We start from the raw sequence: 17,830 nt of genomic DNA on the forward strand, positions 1-17,830 counted from the left end.
AGCAGCTACCACCGGGGAAGCTGCTCCATGTAAGATCGTAAGGCGGGAGATATAAGGCGGAGGCATTAAGCAGCATAAAGGGATAAAGCGTAACAACTAACCCGGCCGGAAGCGGCTCGGGTTTTTCGTCAGGTTTGAAAAAAACAAGGGGAAAGTATTGACAGCATAACTGATAACGATTATCATTCTCTTTGTTATGATATTGAGTATCATTATCATCTGGAATCGGAGAAGGAGCGGATAAAATCATGGCAAATGTAATTCTGGTATTCGCCAGCATGACCGGCAACACCGAGGATATGGCGGATGCGGTCGCTGAGGGCGTTCAAGCGGCAGGAGCTCAGCTCACGCAAAAAAATGTAATGGATACGAATGCATCCGAGCTGGCGGGCTATGACGGAATCGTTCTCGGTGCTTATACGTGGGGCGACGGAGACCTGCCGGATGAGTTCCTCGATTTCTATGACGAATTGGATGAAGTAGATCTTACCGGCAAAAAGGCTGCAGTGTTCGGATCCTGCGACTCCTCCTACTCCGCTTACGGGGCAGCGGTCGATACGCTGATCGAGAAGCTGCAGGAACGCGGTGCGGAAATCGTAACGGAAGGCCTGAAGGTAGAACTCGGTCCTTCCTCCGAAGATAAGGAAGTATGCAAGTCGCTCGGCGAAACACTGGCCCGCTCCCTTCAGGTAACAGCCTAAGCTGAGAGGAAGGCGAAGCGCTGGAACAGTACCGGCAGGCAAGAGGCACCCCCTAAAGAAGATAGATGGGAAGCCCCCGTTCGGGGTATACCCCCGCCTGCTTTAGGGGGTATTTGTTTGGGCTGGAATGCTATGTAGGAGACTTACGATAGAGGGAAGAGAGGCGGAGTTCGAGCATCCTCCGGTTGTATTATTGGCAAAGTGGAGTATACAATGGGAGGAAACGGGAAGCTGCGGGTACGGAAGGAGCAGACGAAGCATGGAAATCAAGCGGATTACTCCGCAAAAAATATATGAAGCGATCGCGGAACAGATCAAAGAGCAAATTGTATCCGGCCGGCTCCAGCCGGGTGACAAGCTCCCGTCCGCCAAAGAACTGTCGGAGCGTTACGAAGTGGGACGGTCGACCGTACGGGAGGCGCTCAGCGCCCTGAAAGCGATGGGGCTTGTGGAAATTCATCAGGGTGAGGGCAGCTATGTCAGAGCCATTGAGGCGTCGGACGTGGGACTGCCGGAATTTGATTCACTTCTCATGAGCAGGGAGACTGTGCTTGAGCTCATTGAGGCACGGCAGGCGCTGGAGATTTCGAACGCAGCGCTGGCTGCCGTAAAACGGACCGATGCCGACCTGACCAAATTTGAAAAAGTCCTCGAACGGATGGAAGGAAGTCTTGGGGATGAGGTGGAAGGCGAGCACAGCGATATTGCCTTTCATCTGACTTTGGCGGAGGCGACCCATAACTCGATTCTCGTGCGGATGATCGATTCCATCTCATCCCAGATGCAGACCGCGATCCGCGAGACCCGAAGATTGCAGATGTACGGCAGTCCTGAAGTATCGCGGCAGCTGCTGAAGGAGCATCAGGCCGTGTACGAAGCGGTTAAGCGCCGGGACCCAACAGCCGCTCAGGAAGCAATGCGGGGCCATCTGTCCCATGTGGAGAGGGTGCTTGTCCGTTTTATGAAACGCTAAGACGGAGGGAGCTTATGTGGAGGCAGCACAGGTGATCACTTGGTTCCACAGCCGCGGCTGCTGCGAACTTGGGTGGTGCGGTAGGTCAAGGAGCGAAGGAACGAAGGATTGAAGGATTGAAGGATTGAAGGATTGAAGGAAAGAATGAATGAACGATTTAAACCAAGAGCATGATTGCAAAACGTAATTAGCGGACTTCGGCTGCTTGTTTTTTGTGAAATAGGATTCTAAAGTGTGAGGGTAGGGGGCTTCCATATGAAATATGATACGGATCAAGCGTTCTGGATTCATAAGCCAAAAGATTATTCCGTGCAGGATGACAAGGTAGTGATTATAACGGAGCCGGGAACGGACTTTTGGCAGCGGACCTATTATGGCTTCCGAAATGACAACGCTCCGGCTTTGCTGCTGAAAACGGGCGATCCCTATTTTTCCTTTACCGTCAAAACAGAATTTGACAGCAAGAAGCGGTTCGACCAATGCGGGATTATCCTTTATCAAAACAGTGACAACTGGTTTAAAGCATCGGCCGAATATGAAAATGAGGAATTTCAGAGGCTAGGGAGCGTGGTCACCAACCATGGCTATTCCGATTGGGCGACAACGGACATTCGGGCCGATCTGAAGTGTATATACTACCGATTAAGCCGCCGAGAGAGTGATTACTGCATTGAGGTTTCCTATGACGGGGCTGTGTATCATCAAATGCGCATTTTTCATTTATTTGAAGGCGGGGGAGAGATTCAATTCGGTATGTATGCGTGCAGCCCGGAGTCCTCTTCTTTCAAAGCCGTATTCAGCGAGTTTGAAATGACCGAATGTCAGTGGGAAGCCCATCAGATGGGATAAGCACAAGAAATAAGGCGGGGAATCACAATAAAAAGGCGGTCTAAGGGATATGACAAGGGGCTGAGGGAGCCTTTGTCCCATAGACCGTCTTCTGGTTATGCGTAAAAATTAAACGGGGAGGGCGGCGCGCTTCAGAAGACGCTGGATGGAACGGTCCGCTTCGGAGAGCACGGTAAGCGGATCGATGGTGCGCATGATGCCTTTTTCCATCACGATCCGTCCGTTGATGATAGTGGTTTCTACATCCGCCCGTGTGGCGGAATAGACGATGCGGGAAATGGGATCGACATCGTAGGAAGGGAACGTGTGGAAGCCGTTCAAATTGAGCAGGGCGAGGTCCGCTTTCTTGCCGACTTCAATGCTGCCGATCTCCTTCTCCATGCCGACCGCCTTGGCTCCGCCGATCGTAGCCATACGGAAGACGCTCCTGGCATTCATCGCCGTAGGTCCGTGAATCGGCTTCTGGATCAGCGCGGCTAGCCGCATCTCGTTGAACATGTCGAGGTTGTTGTTGCACGGCGCGCCGTCGGCACCGAGGGATACCGAGATATCGAGCTTCAGCAACTCCGGCGTCTCGGCGATCCCCGAGGCCAGCTTGAGGTTAGATCCCGGACAATGGCTGACATGCACGCCCCGCTCGCGGATGATCCGCTTCTCCTCCTCATCGAGCCAGATGCAGTGGGCAAGAATCAGGCGCTCGTTGGCAAGGCCTAGATGGTCGAGATACACGACGTTGCGCATGCCCGTCTCCGCCTGGACAATCTCGATCTCGCCGAGATTCTCGGAGGCATGGGTGTGAACCTTGACATTGTACGAAGCCGAAAGCAATTGGACCTCGCGGAGCAGCGTTTCGGTGCAGGAGACCACGAAGCGGGGACAGAACGCATATTGGATACGGCCGCCGTCATATCCGTTCCAGCGCTCGAGCAGATCGACGCTCATCTGAATGGAATCTTCCGTCTTCTCCTGCAGCGGAAGCGGGACCTCCGTGCCTTTATCCATCATGACCTTGCCCGACAGGGCCCGGATACCGCTGGCGGCAATCGCCTGAAAGGCTGATTCGGTATGATGCACGGTCTCCATATCGACGATCGTGGTCGTACCGCTTTGAATCAGCTCTCCGATCCCAAGCATAGCAGAGTAATAGATCGACTCTTCATCATGAGAGGCTTCCAGCGGCCAGATGCGTTTACGCAGCCAATCCATGAGCTCCAGATCGTCGCCTTTGCCCCGGAACAGCGTCTGGCACAGGTGGATATGGGTCTGCACGAACCCGGGAATCAAGGTCCGCCCGGCCGCGTCGATGATGTACTCTCCCGGTTCCTCCGCGAGGTGAGGGGCGATTGCGGCGATCCGGTCGTCCACAATCCGGATGTCCCCTGTGAAAATATCCTCCGAAGCATTCATCGTAATGATCTGCGCCTGTTTGATCAGCAAGTTCCCCATAGCGATTCCTCTCCTCTTCCGACGGATGATTATGCATAAAAAAACTAGCGGCGAAAAAACATGTCTTTGGGCAAAGAACATATTTTTTCGTAGCTAGAAATTTACGGTTTCCAAGTAGAGACCCTTAATCCAATTATTAAGGTTATACGAAAAGAAATGCGGTATGAAATTAGTTCAATGATACATGGGTAGAAGGTTAATTGTCAATCTATGTCATGGAAATTGACATCCTCGAAATTGCAAGAAAAACAAAGGAAGCCAGGCCTTACCGCTTGGAGGCAGCCTCCGCCTCCAAACGGCTTCGCAGCTGCGCCGCTTCTTCGTCTGTGACGGGTTTCTCTCCGTACCGGACGATCTCGTAGAGGCGCAGCAGCTCCCCGGCTGCCGGGCCGGGCCCGGCGGCACCGTTCGCTGCGGCCGCCTCGCGTACCGACTCGGCGGGTGTCCACTGCGGCGGCGGCTCAAAGCCCCGGCGCCGCTGTCCGCGCAGCCACTGCCGGTATAGGTAGCGGACGCGCTCGCCGCCGCTTCGCAGCTCCTCCCAGCGGGGCTCCCGGCTGCGGGTGCCCCGCTGGAGGCCTTTGCCGTTCCGCCCAGTGGACGGTGCCCTCAGCAGCGAGACGACTTCGTCCTCGTAGCCTTCGGCGCTGCCGGACCGCTGCACGGGGTTCATGCGCTCTGCGAGCCAGGCGAGCAGGCGCCGAAGCCGGCCCGGCAGGCGGCGGGCCAGCCGGTAGAGCAGGTAAGCCGCGAGCAAAGCGAGCAGCGCCCCTGCGGCATAGAACAGCACCTGCTCCAGCAGCTGCAGCCAAGCCGGCGGCGGCTCAGCCGGCGGCAGGGCGGGCGGCGAAGGGGGGGCAGCCGGCGGTGCGGCCTGAGGAGGCGGCTCCTGGCCCTGCGGCAGCAGGCCGAGCAGGAAGGCCGCAAGCCGGGTGAGCCCATCGCGGAGGGCCGCTTCCAGCGTCGAGCCGAAGGCGAGCAGGAGCACGCCGGCCAGCAGCAGGGCGGTCCACAGGCGGTTCGGCCAGAGCACCGCCGGTGGCAGGGCCGGCTGGCCCCCTGCGCTGCTGCTGCGGTTCAGCGTCTCGTCCTGCAGCCGGATGCGGTTCATCCGAAACAGCGCGGTCCCGAGGGCCGCCAGACCGCCCCACAGCAGTAGGGGCAGGGAGGGGGCGAACGAGGGGGCAAACTGCAGGACGAAGGACGCGGCGAACTGCAGCAGCAGCCCGGCGGCGAGGGCGGGCGGAGGGAAGAGCAGCGCCCAGGGCTCCGCCGCCATGCGTGCCCCGCGCCGGGCCAGCAGCCAACCGGCCGGCAATGCCAGCAGCGCCGGAAGGCCGGCGCCGAGCGTGCAGACGCCATGGAGCAGGCCGGCGCCGGCCGCCACGGCGTGCTGCGTCAGCCGGCGCTCCTGCGGAAGGCGCACGGCCAGGGCACAGCCTGCGGCATAGAGCAGCGGAAGCGATGCCAGCCACAGCCAACGGCCCGGCGCAGGCAGCGCGTAGACGGCCAGCAGCAGCGGCAGGGGCAGGAACAGCAGCAGCTCGGCAGCTCCCTGCAGCAGGGCCCTGAGGACGCGGTTCAGCTTGTTTGTCATGAGCCCACCTCCACTTCTGCAAAGGTGAAGTGGAGGTCAGCGTCATACTCACGGCTGAGCAGCGGCGGATTGATCTCCACGTCTGTGCTGGCGCTGAGGACGTCGGCAATCTGAATTGGGCGCAGCGTAAATGTCATGAGCCCTCCTCCTCTTCCGAAGGGATGGTGAGGATGTCCACGGTATGCCCCTGGCTGCGCAGGCGGTCGATTGGTCCGGCCATTTTGGCGCTGACGAAGGCCGTGACCAGCAGAATATCCAGGCACGGTCCGCCCTCCAGCCGGTCGGCTTCTTCCTCCAGGAACGCGTCGAACGGGATGCTGAGCTCCAGCACCAGGCGTGCCAGCGTGTCGAGCAGCGATTCATGCTGGCCTGCCCCGCCCTGCAGGCCGGTCCGCGTCGGGGTATTGAGCGCGTCGACGGAGCCTGCGTTCGAGCCGAAGCCGGCTTCCATGCCGGCTTCCGCCGCCTGCCGGAACAGCTCGGCGGCGGCCGAGATGCCCCACTCGATGAGCTGGGGCCGGTTCACCTGGTCCCACATGCCTTCGTGGTCCTCGACGTTGAGGTAGACCATCAGGCGGCGTTCGGCGGTGTATTCGTGGCGGTGAACCTGCAGGGAGCCGGTCCGGGCGCTGGCCATCCAGTTGACCCGTCGCAGCGGGTCGCCGGCCTGGTATTCCCGGGTGCCGGAGGTCAGGAACGGATCGTCGATCATCCACCGGCGCACCGTGAGGTCGCCCTGGAAGTGCTGGCCCGGCCGGACCAGCGCTCCTGCGGGGAGCGGCTCAGGGTAGACGAGCAGCTCGGCGCCAAGCTCCAGCTGCCGGGTGGTGTGCAGCAGCCCCAGCACGTCGCCTGCCGTGAGCGAAGCGGAGCTCAGCCGGTAGCAGCCACGCTTCAGGGGGACGACCTTGTGGCGCCGGATGATCCGCGTGAACGGCATCAGGCTGAAGAAGCTGCGGTGGTTCTGGTAATGCTCGCCCCCGCTGACCTGCAGGTTAAACTGCCTGCGGAACTGCAGGGAGCCGTGAAGCAGGGATTCGAGACGCAGCCAGGGGACCGGGAGGGCCTTGCGGTTCTCGATGCTCTCGACAAGCTCGATCTCCTCGCCGGGATAGCAGGTGCGGGTGCTCCAGCGGCGTTCGTAGGTGAGCCTGCGGAGATTGAACCGCGAGAAGAGCAGGCCCTGGCCGGCTGCGGCGGCAGCAGCGATGAGCAGTACGCCGTGCAGGCTCATCGCGCGCTCACCTCGCTGACGTGGAGGGCTCTGCCGGTACGGGCAGCTCTTCGAGCAGCCGGCTTATGAGCGCCTCCGCCGCTTGCGGCCGCACCCGCAGGCCGGGCTTCAGCACGATGCGGTGGGCGAGCACCGGAAGGGCAAGCGCCTTGATGTCGTCGGGCGTGACGAAGTCCCGTCCGCGCAAGACGGCGTGCACCTGGGAAGCGCGAAGCAGCGCCTGGCTGCCGCGGGGGGACACGCCCACCGCCACGTCGCTGTGCTCGCGGGTCGCCTCCACGATGGACAGCAGGTAGGTGAGCACGTCGTCAGCTGCCGTCACTCCGGCGCAGAAGGATTGGGCCTCCGTAATGTCATGGGCAGAGGCGGCGCTAGTCATGTCCCCAAGCGGGTTGTCCTGCCGGAACCGCTTCAGAATCTGCAGACCTTCGCTGCGCGACGGATACCCCATGCGGATCTTGAGAAGAAACCGGTCGAGCTGGGCTTCCGGAAGCGGGAAGGTGCCCTGGCTTTCCACCGGGTTCTGCGTAGCAATGACGAGGAACGGCCGGCGCAGCCGGTGGGTCGTTCCGTCAATGGAGATCTGCCGCTCCTCCATACACTCGAGGAGGCTGGACTGGGTGCGGGGCGTCGCCCGGTTGATCTCGTCGGCCAGTAGGAGGTTGGTGAAGAGAGGACCCGGACGGAATTCGAATTCCGAGGTCCGCTGGTTATAAAAATGAATGCCGCTGAGATCCGACGGCAGCAGGTCGGGCGTAAATTGTATGCGCTTAAAATCGACGCCGACCGAATGGGCCAGCGCTTTGGCCAGCAGGGTTTTGCCCGTGCCGGGCACATCCTCCAGCAGCACATGGCCGGAGGAGAACAAGGCGATGAGCAGCCGGTCGATGACATCTTCTTTGCCGACGATAACCCGGTTGACCTGGGTACGGACACGGTCCGCCAGGCTGCGGACGGTTTGCAAGGATTCGGACATATGCAAGTGCTCCTTTCGGAAAGACGGACGGTTCTCGCGCCATATCATGTTGGAGTGAGGGGGCTGCGTCTGTTTTCATCCTGTGGTTTTCAGCAATTTGCTGTTGATTTCAGTATATCGGGTACGATCGAGGAAATCGAACTCAACTTTTTGTTCGACAACAAAAGCTAAATTGTGGCAGGGCTTCTGCCGAAATAAGGGAAGAACCTCTGTTTGCCCATCGGGCCGGCAGGAGGTGCAGCAGGCCGGAGTCCCCGAGGATGGCCGGCACTCATTCCTTAGGAGGAGTATGCCACAATGAACAGCAGAACGGTGTCCACCCTGGTGGTATCCGCCTTGTTCGTATCGGCCTTGACCGGTACAGGAAGCGCGGAAGCGATCGTGGGCAAGAAGGTGCTCAAGAACGAAAAGGGAGAAATCCATACGATACAAGGGGAGCTCGGCACACTGAAAGGGGCAGGAGTCCAGGATCGTGCGGCCGACGCGCTGACCAAAATCAAGGCGGATTACGGCATTCGCGATGTCTCCAAGGAGTTCAAGCTGAAGAAAACCGTAACCGAGGGCAAACGGGCCCATACCCGGTTCGACCGCCTTCTGAACGGGATTCCCGTGTACGGGGAGCAGTTGATTGTCCATGAGTCGGACGGGTCTCTGACGGGCGTGACGGGCAAATACGAGCCTCTGGCCCCCGCAGCGTCTGCCGCATCGATCACGGCTTCCGAAGCGGTACGGAAGGCCGTGGAACACACGGGCTACAAGGGTCCTCTCAGCGTTCCGGCCTCCAGCGTGCTGACGTATCTGCCGCAGGGTGATCAGGCCGTGCTTACATATCAAGTCAGCGTCTGCTACCTTGCGGGGGAAGCGCCTGGAGACTGGACGATCTTTGTCGATGCGGGGGACGGCTCGATTGTGAGCGCTTTTAACTCTGCCGCCGAATTGGCAGCCAAGGGCTATGGGCTGGACGGAGCGCCGAAGAAAGTACAGACTGTAGCGAAGGGAAGCGGCACCTATGTGCTGGAAGACCGGACGAAGCTGCTCTCGCTTGGGGGATCGGCCATCTACACGTATACGTTTAATAACGGGTCTCTGGCTCAGACGTACGTGAGCGACAAGGACAATGTGTGGGATTCGGAGGCGCAGAAGGCGGCGGTGGATGCTCATTACTATGCCGGCCTGGTGTACGACTTTTACCTGAACGTACTCGGCCGCAATTCATATGACGGCAGGGGAGCGAGCATCATCTCCGGCGTGCACTACTCCAATGGCTACAATAATGCATTCTGGAGCGGCTCCATGGGGCAGATGATATATGGCGACGGGGACGGCGTGAATATGAGTTCCTTGGCCGGAGGACTGGATGTCGTAGCGCACGAGCTCACCCATGCCGTCACTGAGTATACGTCTGGTCTTATCTATCAAGGGCAATCCGGCGCACTGAATGAGTCTTGGTCGGATGCGATGGCTGCGGCGATCGAGAACCGGAACTGGCTCATCGGTGAGGACGTCTGGACTCCGGGCGTGCCGGGAGATGCGCTGCGGTATATGGACCAGCCCGAACTTGGGGATCAGCCCTCGCATATGCGCGATTATTACTATACGGATCTAAACGATGACGACGGCGGCGTGCATACGAATTCGGGCATTCCGAATAAGGCGTTCTACACCTTTGCCACGGCGATCGGCTCCCGGGTGAATGCGGGGAAGATCTGGTACAGCGCTTCGTTGAATTACATGGCGCCGAATACCGATTTCTCGGGAGCACGGGCGGCTACACTGGCTGCGTGCAGGGATGCTTACGGGGAACAGTCGCGGGAATACACAGAACTGCAGGCAGCCTGGACGGCCGTCGGCGTGAACTAGGAGGAGCGGAATCATGAGAAAATGCAACGGCATGCTGGCGGCGGTCCTGGTGGTTACGACAGCCTTGGGATCTCTGACAGGCGGCGGGCCTCTGCGGTCTCTGCCGGAGGCCAGAGCCTATGCAGCGGACGGGGGCTTCACGGATGCGGATCAGGCGGCTTCCTGGGCACAGGAGGCGATCTTGGAGATGCGCAGGCTCGGCATCATGAGCGGATACCCGGACGGGGGCTTCCATCCGCTCGATCGGTTGACCCGCCAGGAGTTTGCGGCCGTCCTGGCCGTATCGATGGGGCTTCCGCTGGATCAGGCGGCCCGTTCTTCATTCGCCGACGTTCCGGCAGAGGGCTGGTCCGTCCCTTACATTGAGGCGGTCCGCGAGATGGGGTATATGGAAGGCGACGGCGGAGGCGTATTCCGCCCGGAAGCGCCGATCACCCGGGAAGAAATCGCGGCCATTCTGGTGCGTGCGTCCGGGGTGGAAGCCGGCGGCCTTAGCTCCCGTCTACCCTATGCAGACCGGGATCAGATCAGTGCCTGGGCGAAGGACGCCGTGCAGTATCTCTATGAGTCGGGCGTCATGTCCGGCGACGGGACGGCTTTTGCTCCCCGCCGGCACGCGCTCCGGCAGGAGATTGCCGTGGTGCTGGCCAAGGCGCTCCCGCTGCTCAAGGAAGCACCGCCAGCGGAGCTTACCGCGCTGAAGGAGGGGAAGGCCGTCCTGAACGGTACGGAATACCGCGTTCCTCAGGAACTGGCCGGCCTGCTCTCCGAGGCGAATGCGGACGTACTGCAGAACGCGAAGATCCGGTTCGAGGCACGGGACGGTATGCTGACCCGGATCACCTATCTGGAGTTGACAGCGGCAGGGCAGCCCGCCGGGGCCGGTGAAGCGGAGTTCAGCGGCAACCGGGTGCTGGACGGCGGCGGAGCCCGGATCGACGGGAAGGTGAAGGCGGCGGCGGACTATCTGACGCTGAACAATCTCACCGTCACGGGTGAACTGGAGATCGGGCGGGAGCTGCAGCATGACTTCCTGTCCTCGGGTCTGACCGTGCTTGGGCGGACCGTGGTGAACGGCGGCGACTCCAACACGGTCGTATTCGACCGGGCGGTGCTGGGTGCCGTTGACATTGGGAAGGCCGATGTCCGGGTCAAAACAGTCGGGGAGACGACGGTCGGTTCGATGGCCCTGCAGGCGAATGCGGTTGTGGAGGCGGCTGCCGGGGTGGTGATCCCGAAGCTTACCCTAGAAGCCGGGGCGCAGAAGGTGAAGCTGGAGGCGGAGGTTACCCTGCTCGAGTGGACCGGCCGGTCCGGCACAGCGGTGTCCGGCGGCGGTGCGGTGGCCGCAGTCCACGCGGCAGGGCAGGGGCTTCTCGAGCTGGACCTGCCGGGCGGCATCGGTACCGTCGAGGTAAGGGGCGCCGGAGGGCGGATCTCCGTGAAGGAGGGCACGCGGATCGGGCAGCTGATCGTGCCTGCCGGGAAGACGCCGTCCGATGTCGTTGAGAACTACGACCAGGCGAAGGGCCGGATTGGCACCGGCTCGGCTTCGTCTACTCCTGTAGGGGGCGGCGGAGGCGGTGGCGGCGGAGGAAAGGGCAAAAACAGCGGGAGCGGCACAGGAGGCAGCGGCACCGGAAGCGGAACGGGCACCGGTACGGATACAGGTACAGGGACGGAAGCAGGCACAGACACCGGTGGGGACCAAGGCACGGGCACGGACACGGATACGGGGGCTGAACCCGATCAAGGTACGGATACCGGATCAGATACCGGCACAGACGGCGGGGATTCCTCCTCCGGCGGAACCGGCGGCCCGGCTGCCAACGAAGCACCGGCGGTACGGCCTGCCGTGGAACGAGTGCTGCATCTGGCCCAAAGCGGCGGAATCACCCTGCTTCCATCGGACCTGGCAGAGGATAGGGAAGGGGATGCCCTTGCGTTTGTACCGGGAACGGTGCAGTCGAGCGTCTATGAGGCCGTATATACGAAGCTGGAGCTTGGCAGCCTCGTCATTCAGCCTAGAAGCATCGGCTCGGCCATGGTGACGGTAAGCATCACGGATGGCCCGCACACTACGGCGGCTGCCGTTCCCGTTCGAATCGTTATGGATGAGCTCCTGACGGCAGCCCTCCTCTCTGGCGCTTCGTTCCCGGCCGGCGGCGTGGACCAGCCTGCCGTGATCCGGCTGCAGCATCTAAGCGAGTCGGGAGCGGAGGCGGGGGCGTTTACGGGCCTGACCGTAAGCGCCCAGGGTATGCTGCTGGTACAGGGACAGCATTATCTGTTGGATGAGCTGACAGGAGAGGTTACCTTGACCCCGGACTTCCTGAACTCCCTTGAAGAGGGCTTCGTGCCGCTATCATTCACGCTTGGCGGGCTGACGGCCGGAGCGGTGCTGGAGGTCCGGCCTGCAGCAGGCTCGCTGACCGCGCAGGCCGTATACGGAGCGGTGCTTCGGGAAGCGGATGCGGCCGTCGAAGCGCTCTTCACCTTGACGAAGTCGGAGGGAAGCGGGCAGCCGTCCGTGCCGGGCGACCTCTCGTCCGCATCGATCCGGCTGGGTGACAGAGGGCTCGTTCAGGGCAGAGATTTTGCGCCTGGCATGGAACCGGGCGAAGTGCTGATTCTGCCTGCATTCTTGAATACGCTGGCTGCCGGAAAGCATACGCTGACCTTGAAGCTGAACGGGCTCACAGCCCCGCTGCCGCTCGAAGTTCTTCCGCTGGAAGAGGAGGTGCGTCTCGCTCTCTCCTATATTAACGGTGCAGCTAATGCGGCTGAGATGCGGGAAGCTCTGGAATCGGCCGGACTGTGGCTGGAGCTCACTCCTTACTACAGCCTGTCGGATGCCAGGCAGACCCAGGTAGCGGAGGAGGTGCTGCTCGGCCGGGGTTCGGGATTCACCGGACGCTGGGCGGTACAGGACCTGCTCGATCTTACAGTGGAGAGACTGCAGCTGGAAGGAGACGAAGCGGGAGCCATCCTTGCGGTCAATGAAGCGGGTACCCCGGAAGAGATGCTGAGCGCACTGATGTCTCCGCTCCTGCATCTCGACAATGAGTATTATACGTATATGGAAGATTATGAGCTGCTGATCATCGGGAAGTATCTGATTGACCAAGTGGCGCAGAATGGGGCCTATACGACGCAGAGTGCCATTCAGTATGATTTTGACGCGATCATCTATATGATTCTTGAAGATTGGGATGCGATTATTGAGGACGCCTCGGCTCTAGAGCCGATGTTTGCAGCGGGAGACCGGAATGACAGTGTGACGCAGGACCTGATCCTTCCTGCAGCCGCTCCGGTTTACGGTGCGGCTGTCAGCTGGATCTCATCGGTGCCTGCCGTCATTACGGCCGAGGGAAGGGTAACCCGTCCGGTTTCCGATACGCAGGTGACGCTGACGGCGCATCTCACCAACCGTTACGAGAAGTTCGATCTGAACTTCACGCTGACCGTCAAGGGTACGGGAGGAGCATTTGCAGCGGCCTTCAAAGCTCCAATCGCAGCTCCTTCGGGTAAAGCGAGCCTCCTTGAGGCGGCTAAGCTCCGGTTTGTCCGTCCTTAGTGAACGGAAGCGGAATGAACGGCATAACATGCCGAAGGATCGGCCGAAGACTGCCCCAGAGGGGGCGGTCTTTTTTTAATATAAGAATTTAGTTCTCGCCAGAGCTCGATCCCGTCATCTTATATTTCTTATAAACGCGCATCAACGCGCATCGTCCGTAAAGGACGGCGAAGCCGTTTATCTTGGCTTCGCAGGCTCTCCCGTCACCAGGTAAAATTCCAATTGACACCAAAGCGCCACCGGCGTTACACTTAAAACGTTAAAATAATAAACTGTGGTTTACTATAATAAACCAATAAGAGACAGCACGGAGGGCACAGTGGATAAAAAATATTGGGTGCCTGCCCTGGAGAAAGCGGATGCGATCCTGCAGGCCATCGCTTCAGAGCCATCGGTTTTAAGGCTGATTGACCTGTCGAAGCGGCTCGGGTATAACAAGAGTTCGATGTTCTCCCTGCTCGCGACGCTTGAGGCGCTCGATTGGGTGAAGCGGGACGCGGACGGAACGTATGCGCTCGGTGCGCGGATGGGTTATCTCGGCCACGCTTTCTTCAAAGGCTTCAGCCTGATCGACCGGTTCCGCAAGGAGGCTTCGGTGACCAAGCACGCCTTGGGCGAAACGATACAGCTCGCCAAGCTGGAGCGACACGAGGTGCTCTATCTGGCGAAGGAAGAGATGCCTTCTCCCGTGCGGCTGGCTTCCGAGCCCGGCTTGAAGCTGCCGGCGCATGCCACAGCGCTGGGCAAAGCGATGCTGGCGTGGAAGGACCGCGTCGAATTGGAAGCGTTCTATCCGCAGGAGGCGCTGGAGCCGGCTTCCACTCCGCATACGCTCCGCAGCCGGAAAGAACTGCTGAAGCAGCTGGAGGACGTCAGGGAGCAGGGGTATGCCTTCGATCTGCAGGAGGCGGTCATGGGGTTCTGCTGTGTGGCGGCTCCAGTGAGAGACAGCGCAGGGAGCGTGATCGCCGCGATCTCCTGCTCGATGTTCCTTCATGAGTGGGAGTCGAAACGGGAACTGGCGGTCCGTGAGATCTGCGCGCTCGCCGGGCGGTTGTCCCAGAACCCGGTCGCCGTCTGAAACGGTCCGGACCCGGAACACGCAGGTTGGCAGAATACAGGCAGGCACACAGGTACGCAAGCAGGAACAGGCTTTGCAACCACAGGGAGAGAGGAAGGAAGGCATCTATGAGACTGGACGGCAAAATCATTCTCATCACAGGCTCCGGCTCGGGGATCGGGAAGAGCTCGGCTCTGCTGTTCGCCCGCGAGGGGGCGGTTGTCATTGTGAACGATCTGGCGGAAGACAAAGGGCAGGAGACCGTGGAGGAGATCCGCAGCGAAGGCGGCCAGGCGGTCTTCGTTCAGGCGGACGTCACGAAGCCCGAATCGGTTCAGGGGCTGGTGGATACGGTGATCGGAACCTACGGCCGTATCGACGTACTGTTCAACAATGCGGGGATCAGTGGAGTAGGTGCGATTCACGAGGTGGAGCCGGAGCAGTGGGACCGGGTCATCGAGGTCAATATCCGGGGTGTATTCCTGCCGAGCAAGTATGTGCTGCCGCATATGATGGCCCGCCGGGAGGGCTCGATCATCAACATGTCTTCCTGCATCGCGGAGATCGGGCTGGCACGCAGAGCCTCTTATTCGGCGACGAAGGGGGCGGTGCTGGCGCTGACCAAGTCCATGCAGGTGGACTACGCTCCGTACAACATCCGGGTGAACGCGCTTCTGCCGGGTACGATTCTGACGCCCTTCGTTGAGGACTATCTGAGGAAATCTTACGATAATCCGGAGGCAGGCTACGAATCTCTCAAGAAGCGTCAGCTCAGCGGCGATCTCGGCCGGCCGGAGGATGTCGCGAAGGCGGCCCTGTTCCTGGCTTCGGATGAATCGAAGTTCATGATGGGCTCCCCGCTGTATATCGACGGCGGAGTCGTATTCGGGAAGAACGGGTAAACGCTACAAGAGCGCAAGCTCTGAATCTACTATAGATGTACAGGAGGAGAGACTGCTATGAAACTGCTTAACTTTGTGCAAGGCGGCCGGCTGCAGCTGGGCATCAAGACGAATGAGGGCATTTTGTATGTGGAGCGCGCACTGGATATTCTGGAGGACGGCAAGGTGAATGTGCCGCTAAGCATCCAGGAAGTCATCGAAGGTGGAGAAGGTGCCCTGCAGGCGCTTCAGAGTCTCGTGGACAAGACGCTGGCTTCCGGCGCCAAGGGAGGCGCTTTGTTCGACGAAGCGGATCAGACCTTCGGTCCAAGCGTACTCCAGCCCGGCAAAATCATCTGCGTGGGACTGAACTACCGTAAGCACGCCGAGGAGACGGGGGCGGCGATCCCGGAGTATCCGATTCTTTTTAACAAATTCAATAACGCTCTAACCGGGCATGGGCACGACGTCTCCCTGGCGGAGCGCGTGACCTCCCAGGTGGATTATGAAGCGGAGCTGGCTATCGTGATCGGCAAAGAGGCGAAGGATGTTTCACGAGAAGAGGCGCTGAATTACGTGCTCGGCTACAGCTGCGCCAATGACCTCTCGGCCCGCGACCTGCAGCTGCGCACGGCCCAGTGGATGCTCGGCAAGACGCTCGACGGCTTCGCTCCGCTCGGCCCATATCTTGTGACGGCCGATGAGGTCGGCAATCCGAATGAGCTCGCGATCTCCTGCAAGGTGAACGGGGAGACACGCCAGAGCTCCAATACGTCGGACATGATCTTCCGCTGCGATGAGATCGTGAGCTACATCTCGCAGCATATGACCCTGCAGCCGGGCGATGTGATCCTGACGGGAACGCCGGAGGGCGTCGTGCTGGGTCTGCCGGAAGCCGAGCGGGTGTATCTGAAGGATGGCGACGTGGTGACGATCGAGATCGAGAAGCTCGGCGCTCTGACGAACCGGTTGGTCAGCGAGCGGAAGTAAAGCGGCAGGGGCCTACGCTGGGAGGCATCCGGCCGTCAGGCGGCGAGCATAAAAGAGGAGGAGCGGCAGCATGGCAGGACAGATTACCGCAGGCGCGCAGGCGCTGGTGATGGACCCGCGAGATCATGTGGCGACGGCGATCAGGGAGCTGGCGGCAGGGGCGCGCATCACCTGCTACCGGGGCAGCGAAGAGCTGCAGGTGACGCTTCTGGAGCCGGTGCCGTTCGGGCACAAGGTGGCGCTGCAGGATCTCCCCCAAGGCGCGGAGGTGCGCAAATACGGGGAAGTGATCGGTCGTACGACAGCCCCTATCCGTGCGGGGGAGCATGTGCATGTTCATAATGTCGAAGGCATCCGGGGCCGCGGGGACCAGGCGGCCGGTACGGGGACGACAAGCGAAGGGGGCCTGAACGCATGACTACCCTGATGGGTTACCGCAGACCGAACGGCGATATCGGCATCCGCAATCATCTCTTGATCATTCCGACCGTCATCTGCTCCAACCAGGTTTGCAGCCGGATCTCCCAGCTCGTGCCGGAGACGGTGGCGATTCCGCACCAGCACGGCTGCTCGCAGATCGGCGCGGACAAAGACCGCACCTTCGAGGTGCTGGCGGGAACGGGCCGCAACCCGAATGTCGGCGGGGTGATCATCATCTCGCTCGGCTGTGAGGTGGTCGATCCACACGCCCTGGCGGAGACGATCCGCGAGACGGGCAAGCTCGTCGAGGTGTTCGACATCCAGTCCGTAGGCGGGTCGGTCAAGGCGATCCAGCATGGGACCGAGATTGCGCGGAAGATGCGGGCGCAGCTGGACGCCATGCAGCCGGAACCGTTCCCGATGAGCGAGCTGATCATCGGCGTCAAGTGCGGCGGCTCCGATGCGACCTCGGGCCTCGCATCCAATCCGGCGCTCGGCGCGGCCGCCGATACGCTGATCGGCCTGGGCGGCGGCGTCGTGATCGGCGAGACGACGGAGATCATCGGAGCCGAGCATGTGCTCGCCTCCCGCTGTGCGGCGCCGGAGGTGTCCGATCAGCTCTACCATATCGTAGGTCGCTTCGAGCGGGAGGTGGAGCGGATGGGCGCCGACATGCGCGGCGGCAATCCGAGCCCCGGCAATATCGCAGGCGGGCTGACGACGATCGAGGAGAAGTCGCTCGGCTGCATCTCGAAGTGCGGTACGGCGCCGATCCAAGGGGTCATCGAGTACGCCGAGCGCATTCCGAAGGGCGGCCTGTACTTCATGGATTCGCCGGGCAACGATATCGAGTGCGTGTCGGGGATGGCCGCAGGCGGCGCCCATCTCGTCTGCTTCACGACCGGGCGCGGGACGCCCACAGGCTCGGCGGTCGTGCCGGTGATCAAGATTACCGGCAACAAACAGATGTACCTGCGCATGTCCGACAACATGGACGTGGATGTCAGTGACATGCTGGAGGGCACGATGAGCCTGGAGGCGGCCGGGGCGGCGGTCTGGGAAGAGATAGCGGCTGTGGCGGCCGGCAAGCTGACGAAGGCCGAAATTCTCGGCCATACGGAGTTCAGCATCAACCGGATCGGTCCGAGCTTGTAAGCTTGGGGCGAATTATGGCTTCTTGACCGAAGCGGCGTTCTGCCGGCTTCTGCGGGACGGACGGCAGGAGCCGGGGCGCCGCTTTGTTATACCTAGCGATAAGATGCAGAG

General features: G+C 60.7%; 15 protein-coding genes and 1 riboswitch. Of the genes, 10 read left to right on the forward strand and 5 right to left on the reverse strand.

Annotation, left to right across the window (positions count from 1 at the left end; translation table 11 throughout):
* Positions 1–248: 248 nt before the first annotated feature.
* From ACP26L_RS07470 to ACP26L_RS07480, 3 genes are all read left to right on the forward strand, one after another.
* Positions 249–701 (forward strand): flavodoxin, encoded by a 453-nt coding sequence (locus tag ACP26L_RS07470; RefSeq protein WP_426451908.1) that lies wholly within the window; start codon positions 249–251, stop codon positions 699–701.
* A gap of 259 nt (positions 702–960) precedes the next feature.
* The gene (locus ACP26L_RS07475; protein WP_426451909.1) at positions 961–1,674 is read left to right on the forward strand and encodes a FadR/GntR family transcriptional regulator; all 714 of its coding nucleotides are present in this window, start codon (positions 961–963) and stop codon (positions 1,672–1,674) included.
* Positions 1,675–1,929: 255 nt separating this feature from the next.
* Positions 1,930–2,523: a DUF1349 domain-containing protein gene (locus tag ACP26L_RS07480; RefSeq protein WP_426451910.1), complete on the forward strand. Its 594-nt coding sequence runs from the start codon at positions 1,930–1,932 to the stop codon at positions 2,521–2,523.
* A 108-nt stretch (positions 2,524–2,631) separates the two neighbouring features.
* Here ACP26L_RS07480 and ACP26L_RS07485 read toward each other — a convergent pair whose 3' ends face one another.
* The 5 genes from ACP26L_RS07485 to ACP26L_RS07505 all read right to left on the reverse strand — a co-directional run bounded on the left by ACP26L_RS07485 (position 2,632) and on the right by ACP26L_RS07505 (position 7,776).
* Positions 2,632–3,969, reverse strand: a complete 1,338-nt coding sequence (locus ACP26L_RS07485; protein WP_426451911.1) for a 5'-deoxyadenosine deaminase — start codon at positions 3,967–3,969, stop codon at positions 2,632–2,634.
* Positions 3,970–4,039: 70 nt separating this feature from the next.
* A riboswitch (purine riboswitch) is annotated at positions 4,040–4,139 on the reverse strand.
* 95 nt (positions 4,140–4,234) lie between these two features.
* Positions 4,235–5,566, reverse strand: coding sequence for a DUF4129 domain-containing protein (locus ACP26L_RS07490; protein WP_426451912.1), 1,332 nt, complete (start codon positions 5,564–5,566; stop codon positions 4,235–4,237).
* Positions 5,563–5,703, reverse strand: a complete 141-nt coding sequence (locus tag ACP26L_RS07495; protein WP_426451913.1) for a hypothetical protein — start codon at positions 5,701–5,703, stop codon at positions 5,563–5,565. Before ACP26L_RS07495 ends, ACP26L_RS07490 begins: the two co-directional genes overlap by 4 nt.
* Positions 5,700–6,800 carry a DUF58 domain-containing protein gene (locus tag ACP26L_RS07500; protein ID WP_426451914.1) on the reverse strand — a complete coding sequence of 367 codons (1,101 nt, stop codon included), beginning with the start codon at positions 6,798–6,800 and terminating at the stop codon, positions 5,700–5,702. The genes ACP26L_RS07495 and ACP26L_RS07500 overlap by 4 nt, the downstream gene beginning before the upstream one ends.
* A 7-nt stretch (positions 6,801–6,807) precedes the next feature.
* Positions 6,808–7,776, reverse strand: coding sequence for an AAA family ATPase (locus tag ACP26L_RS07505; RefSeq protein ID WP_426451915.1), 969 nt, complete (start codon positions 7,774–7,776; stop codon positions 6,808–6,810).
* Between the two features lie 297 nt (positions 7,777–8,073).
* On the opposite strand from ACP26L_RS07505, the gene ACP26L_RS07510 reads away from it, so the two are divergent.
* From ACP26L_RS07510 to ACP26L_RS07540, 7 genes are all read left to right on the forward strand, one after another.
* A complete protein-coding gene (locus ACP26L_RS07510) occupies positions 8,074–9,636 on the forward strand; it encodes a M4 family metallopeptidase (RefSeq protein WP_426451916.1) in 1,563 nt (520 codons plus the stop codon).
* 13 nt (positions 9,637–9,649) lie between these two features.
* Entirely contained in the window at positions 9,650–13,213 is a 3,564-nt protein-coding gene (locus ACP26L_RS07515; protein WP_426451917.1) for an S-layer homology domain-containing protein, read from the forward strand.
* A 319-nt stretch (positions 13,214–13,532) separates the two neighbouring features.
* Positions 13,533–14,294 (forward strand): IclR family transcriptional regulator, encoded by a 762-nt coding sequence (locus ACP26L_RS07520; RefSeq protein ID WP_426451918.1) that lies wholly within the window; start codon positions 13,533–13,535, stop codon positions 14,292–14,294.
* A 107-nt stretch (positions 14,295–14,401) separates the two neighbouring features.
* The gene (locus ACP26L_RS07525; protein WP_426451919.1) at positions 14,402–15,175 is read left to right on the forward strand and encodes an SDR family NAD(P)-dependent oxidoreductase; all 774 of its coding nucleotides are present in this window, start codon (positions 14,402–14,404) and stop codon (positions 15,173–15,175) included.
* A 57-nt stretch (positions 15,176–15,232) separates the two neighbouring features.
* Positions 15,233–16,144 (forward strand): fumarylacetoacetate hydrolase family protein, encoded by a 912-nt coding sequence (locus ACP26L_RS07530; protein ID WP_426451920.1) that lies wholly within the window; start codon positions 15,233–15,235, stop codon positions 16,142–16,144.
* A 70-nt stretch (positions 16,145–16,214) separates the two neighbouring features.
* On the forward strand, positions 16,215–16,562 hold the full coding sequence (locus tag ACP26L_RS07535; RefSeq protein ID WP_426451921.1) for a UxaA family hydrolase: 348 nt from the start codon (positions 16,215–16,217) through the stop codon (positions 16,560–16,562).
* Entirely contained in the window at positions 16,559–17,719 is a 1,161-nt protein-coding gene (locus ACP26L_RS07540) for a UxaA family hydrolase (protein WP_426451922.1), read from the forward strand. Before ACP26L_RS07535 ends, ACP26L_RS07540 begins: the two co-directional genes overlap by 4 nt.
* Positions 17,720–17,830 lie beyond the last annotated feature (111 nt).

Origin of the sequence: Paenibacillus sp. S-38 (assembly GCF_049942825.1) — a bacterium.
Lineage (GTDB): Bacteria > Bacillota > Bacilli > Paenibacillales > NBRC-103111 > Paenibacillus_G.

Coding starts and splice junctions, on each gene's coding strand:
- ACP26L_RS07530 (WP_426451920.1), top strand. CDS start 15,233: ATGAAACTGCTTAACTTTGTGCAAGGCGGCCGGCTGCAGCTGGGCATC.
- ACP26L_RS07485 (WP_426451911.1), bottom strand. CDS start 3,969: ATGGGGAACTTGCTGATCAAACAGGCGCAGATCATTACGATGAATGCT.
- ACP26L_RS07515 (WP_426451917.1), top strand. CDS start 9,650: ATGAGAAAATGCAACGGCATGCTGGCGGCGGTCCTGGTGGTTACGACA.
- ACP26L_RS07495 (WP_426451913.1), bottom strand. CDS start 5,703: ATGACATTTACGCTGCGCCCAATTCAGATTGCCGACGTCCTCAGCGCC.
- ACP26L_RS07475 (WP_426451909.1), top strand. CDS start 961: ATGGAAATCAAGCGGATTACTCCGCAAAAAATATATGAAGCGATCGCG.
- ACP26L_RS07500 (WP_426451914.1), bottom strand. CDS start 6,800: ATGAGCCTGCACGGCGTACTGCTCATCGCTGCTGCCGCCGCAGCCGGC.
- ACP26L_RS07525 (WP_426451919.1), top strand. CDS start 14,402: ATGAGACTGGACGGCAAAATCATTCTCATCACAGGCTCCGGCTCGGGG.
- ACP26L_RS07540 (WP_426451922.1), top strand. CDS start 16,559: ATGACTACCCTGATGGGTTACCGCAGACCGAACGGCGATATCGGCATC.
- ACP26L_RS07480 (WP_426451910.1), top strand. CDS start 1,930: ATGAAATATGATACGGATCAAGCGTTCTGGATTCATAAGCCAAAAGAT.
- ACP26L_RS07510 (WP_426451916.1), top strand. CDS start 8,074: ATGAACAGCAGAACGGTGTCCACCCTGGTGGTATCCGCCTTGTTCGTA.
- ACP26L_RS07505 (WP_426451915.1), bottom strand. CDS start 7,776: ATGTCCGAATCCTTGCAAACCGTCCGCAGCCTGGCGGACCGTGTCCGT.
- ACP26L_RS07535 (WP_426451921.1), top strand. CDS start 16,215: ATGGCAGGACAGATTACCGCAGGCGCGCAGGCGCTGGTGATGGACCCG.
- ACP26L_RS07470 (WP_426451908.1), top strand. CDS start 249: ATGGCAAATGTAATTCTGGTATTCGCCAGCATGACCGGCAACACCGAG.
- ACP26L_RS07490 (WP_426451912.1), bottom strand. CDS start 5,566: ATGACAAACAAGCTGAACCGCGTCCTCAGGGCCCTGCTGCAGGGAGCT.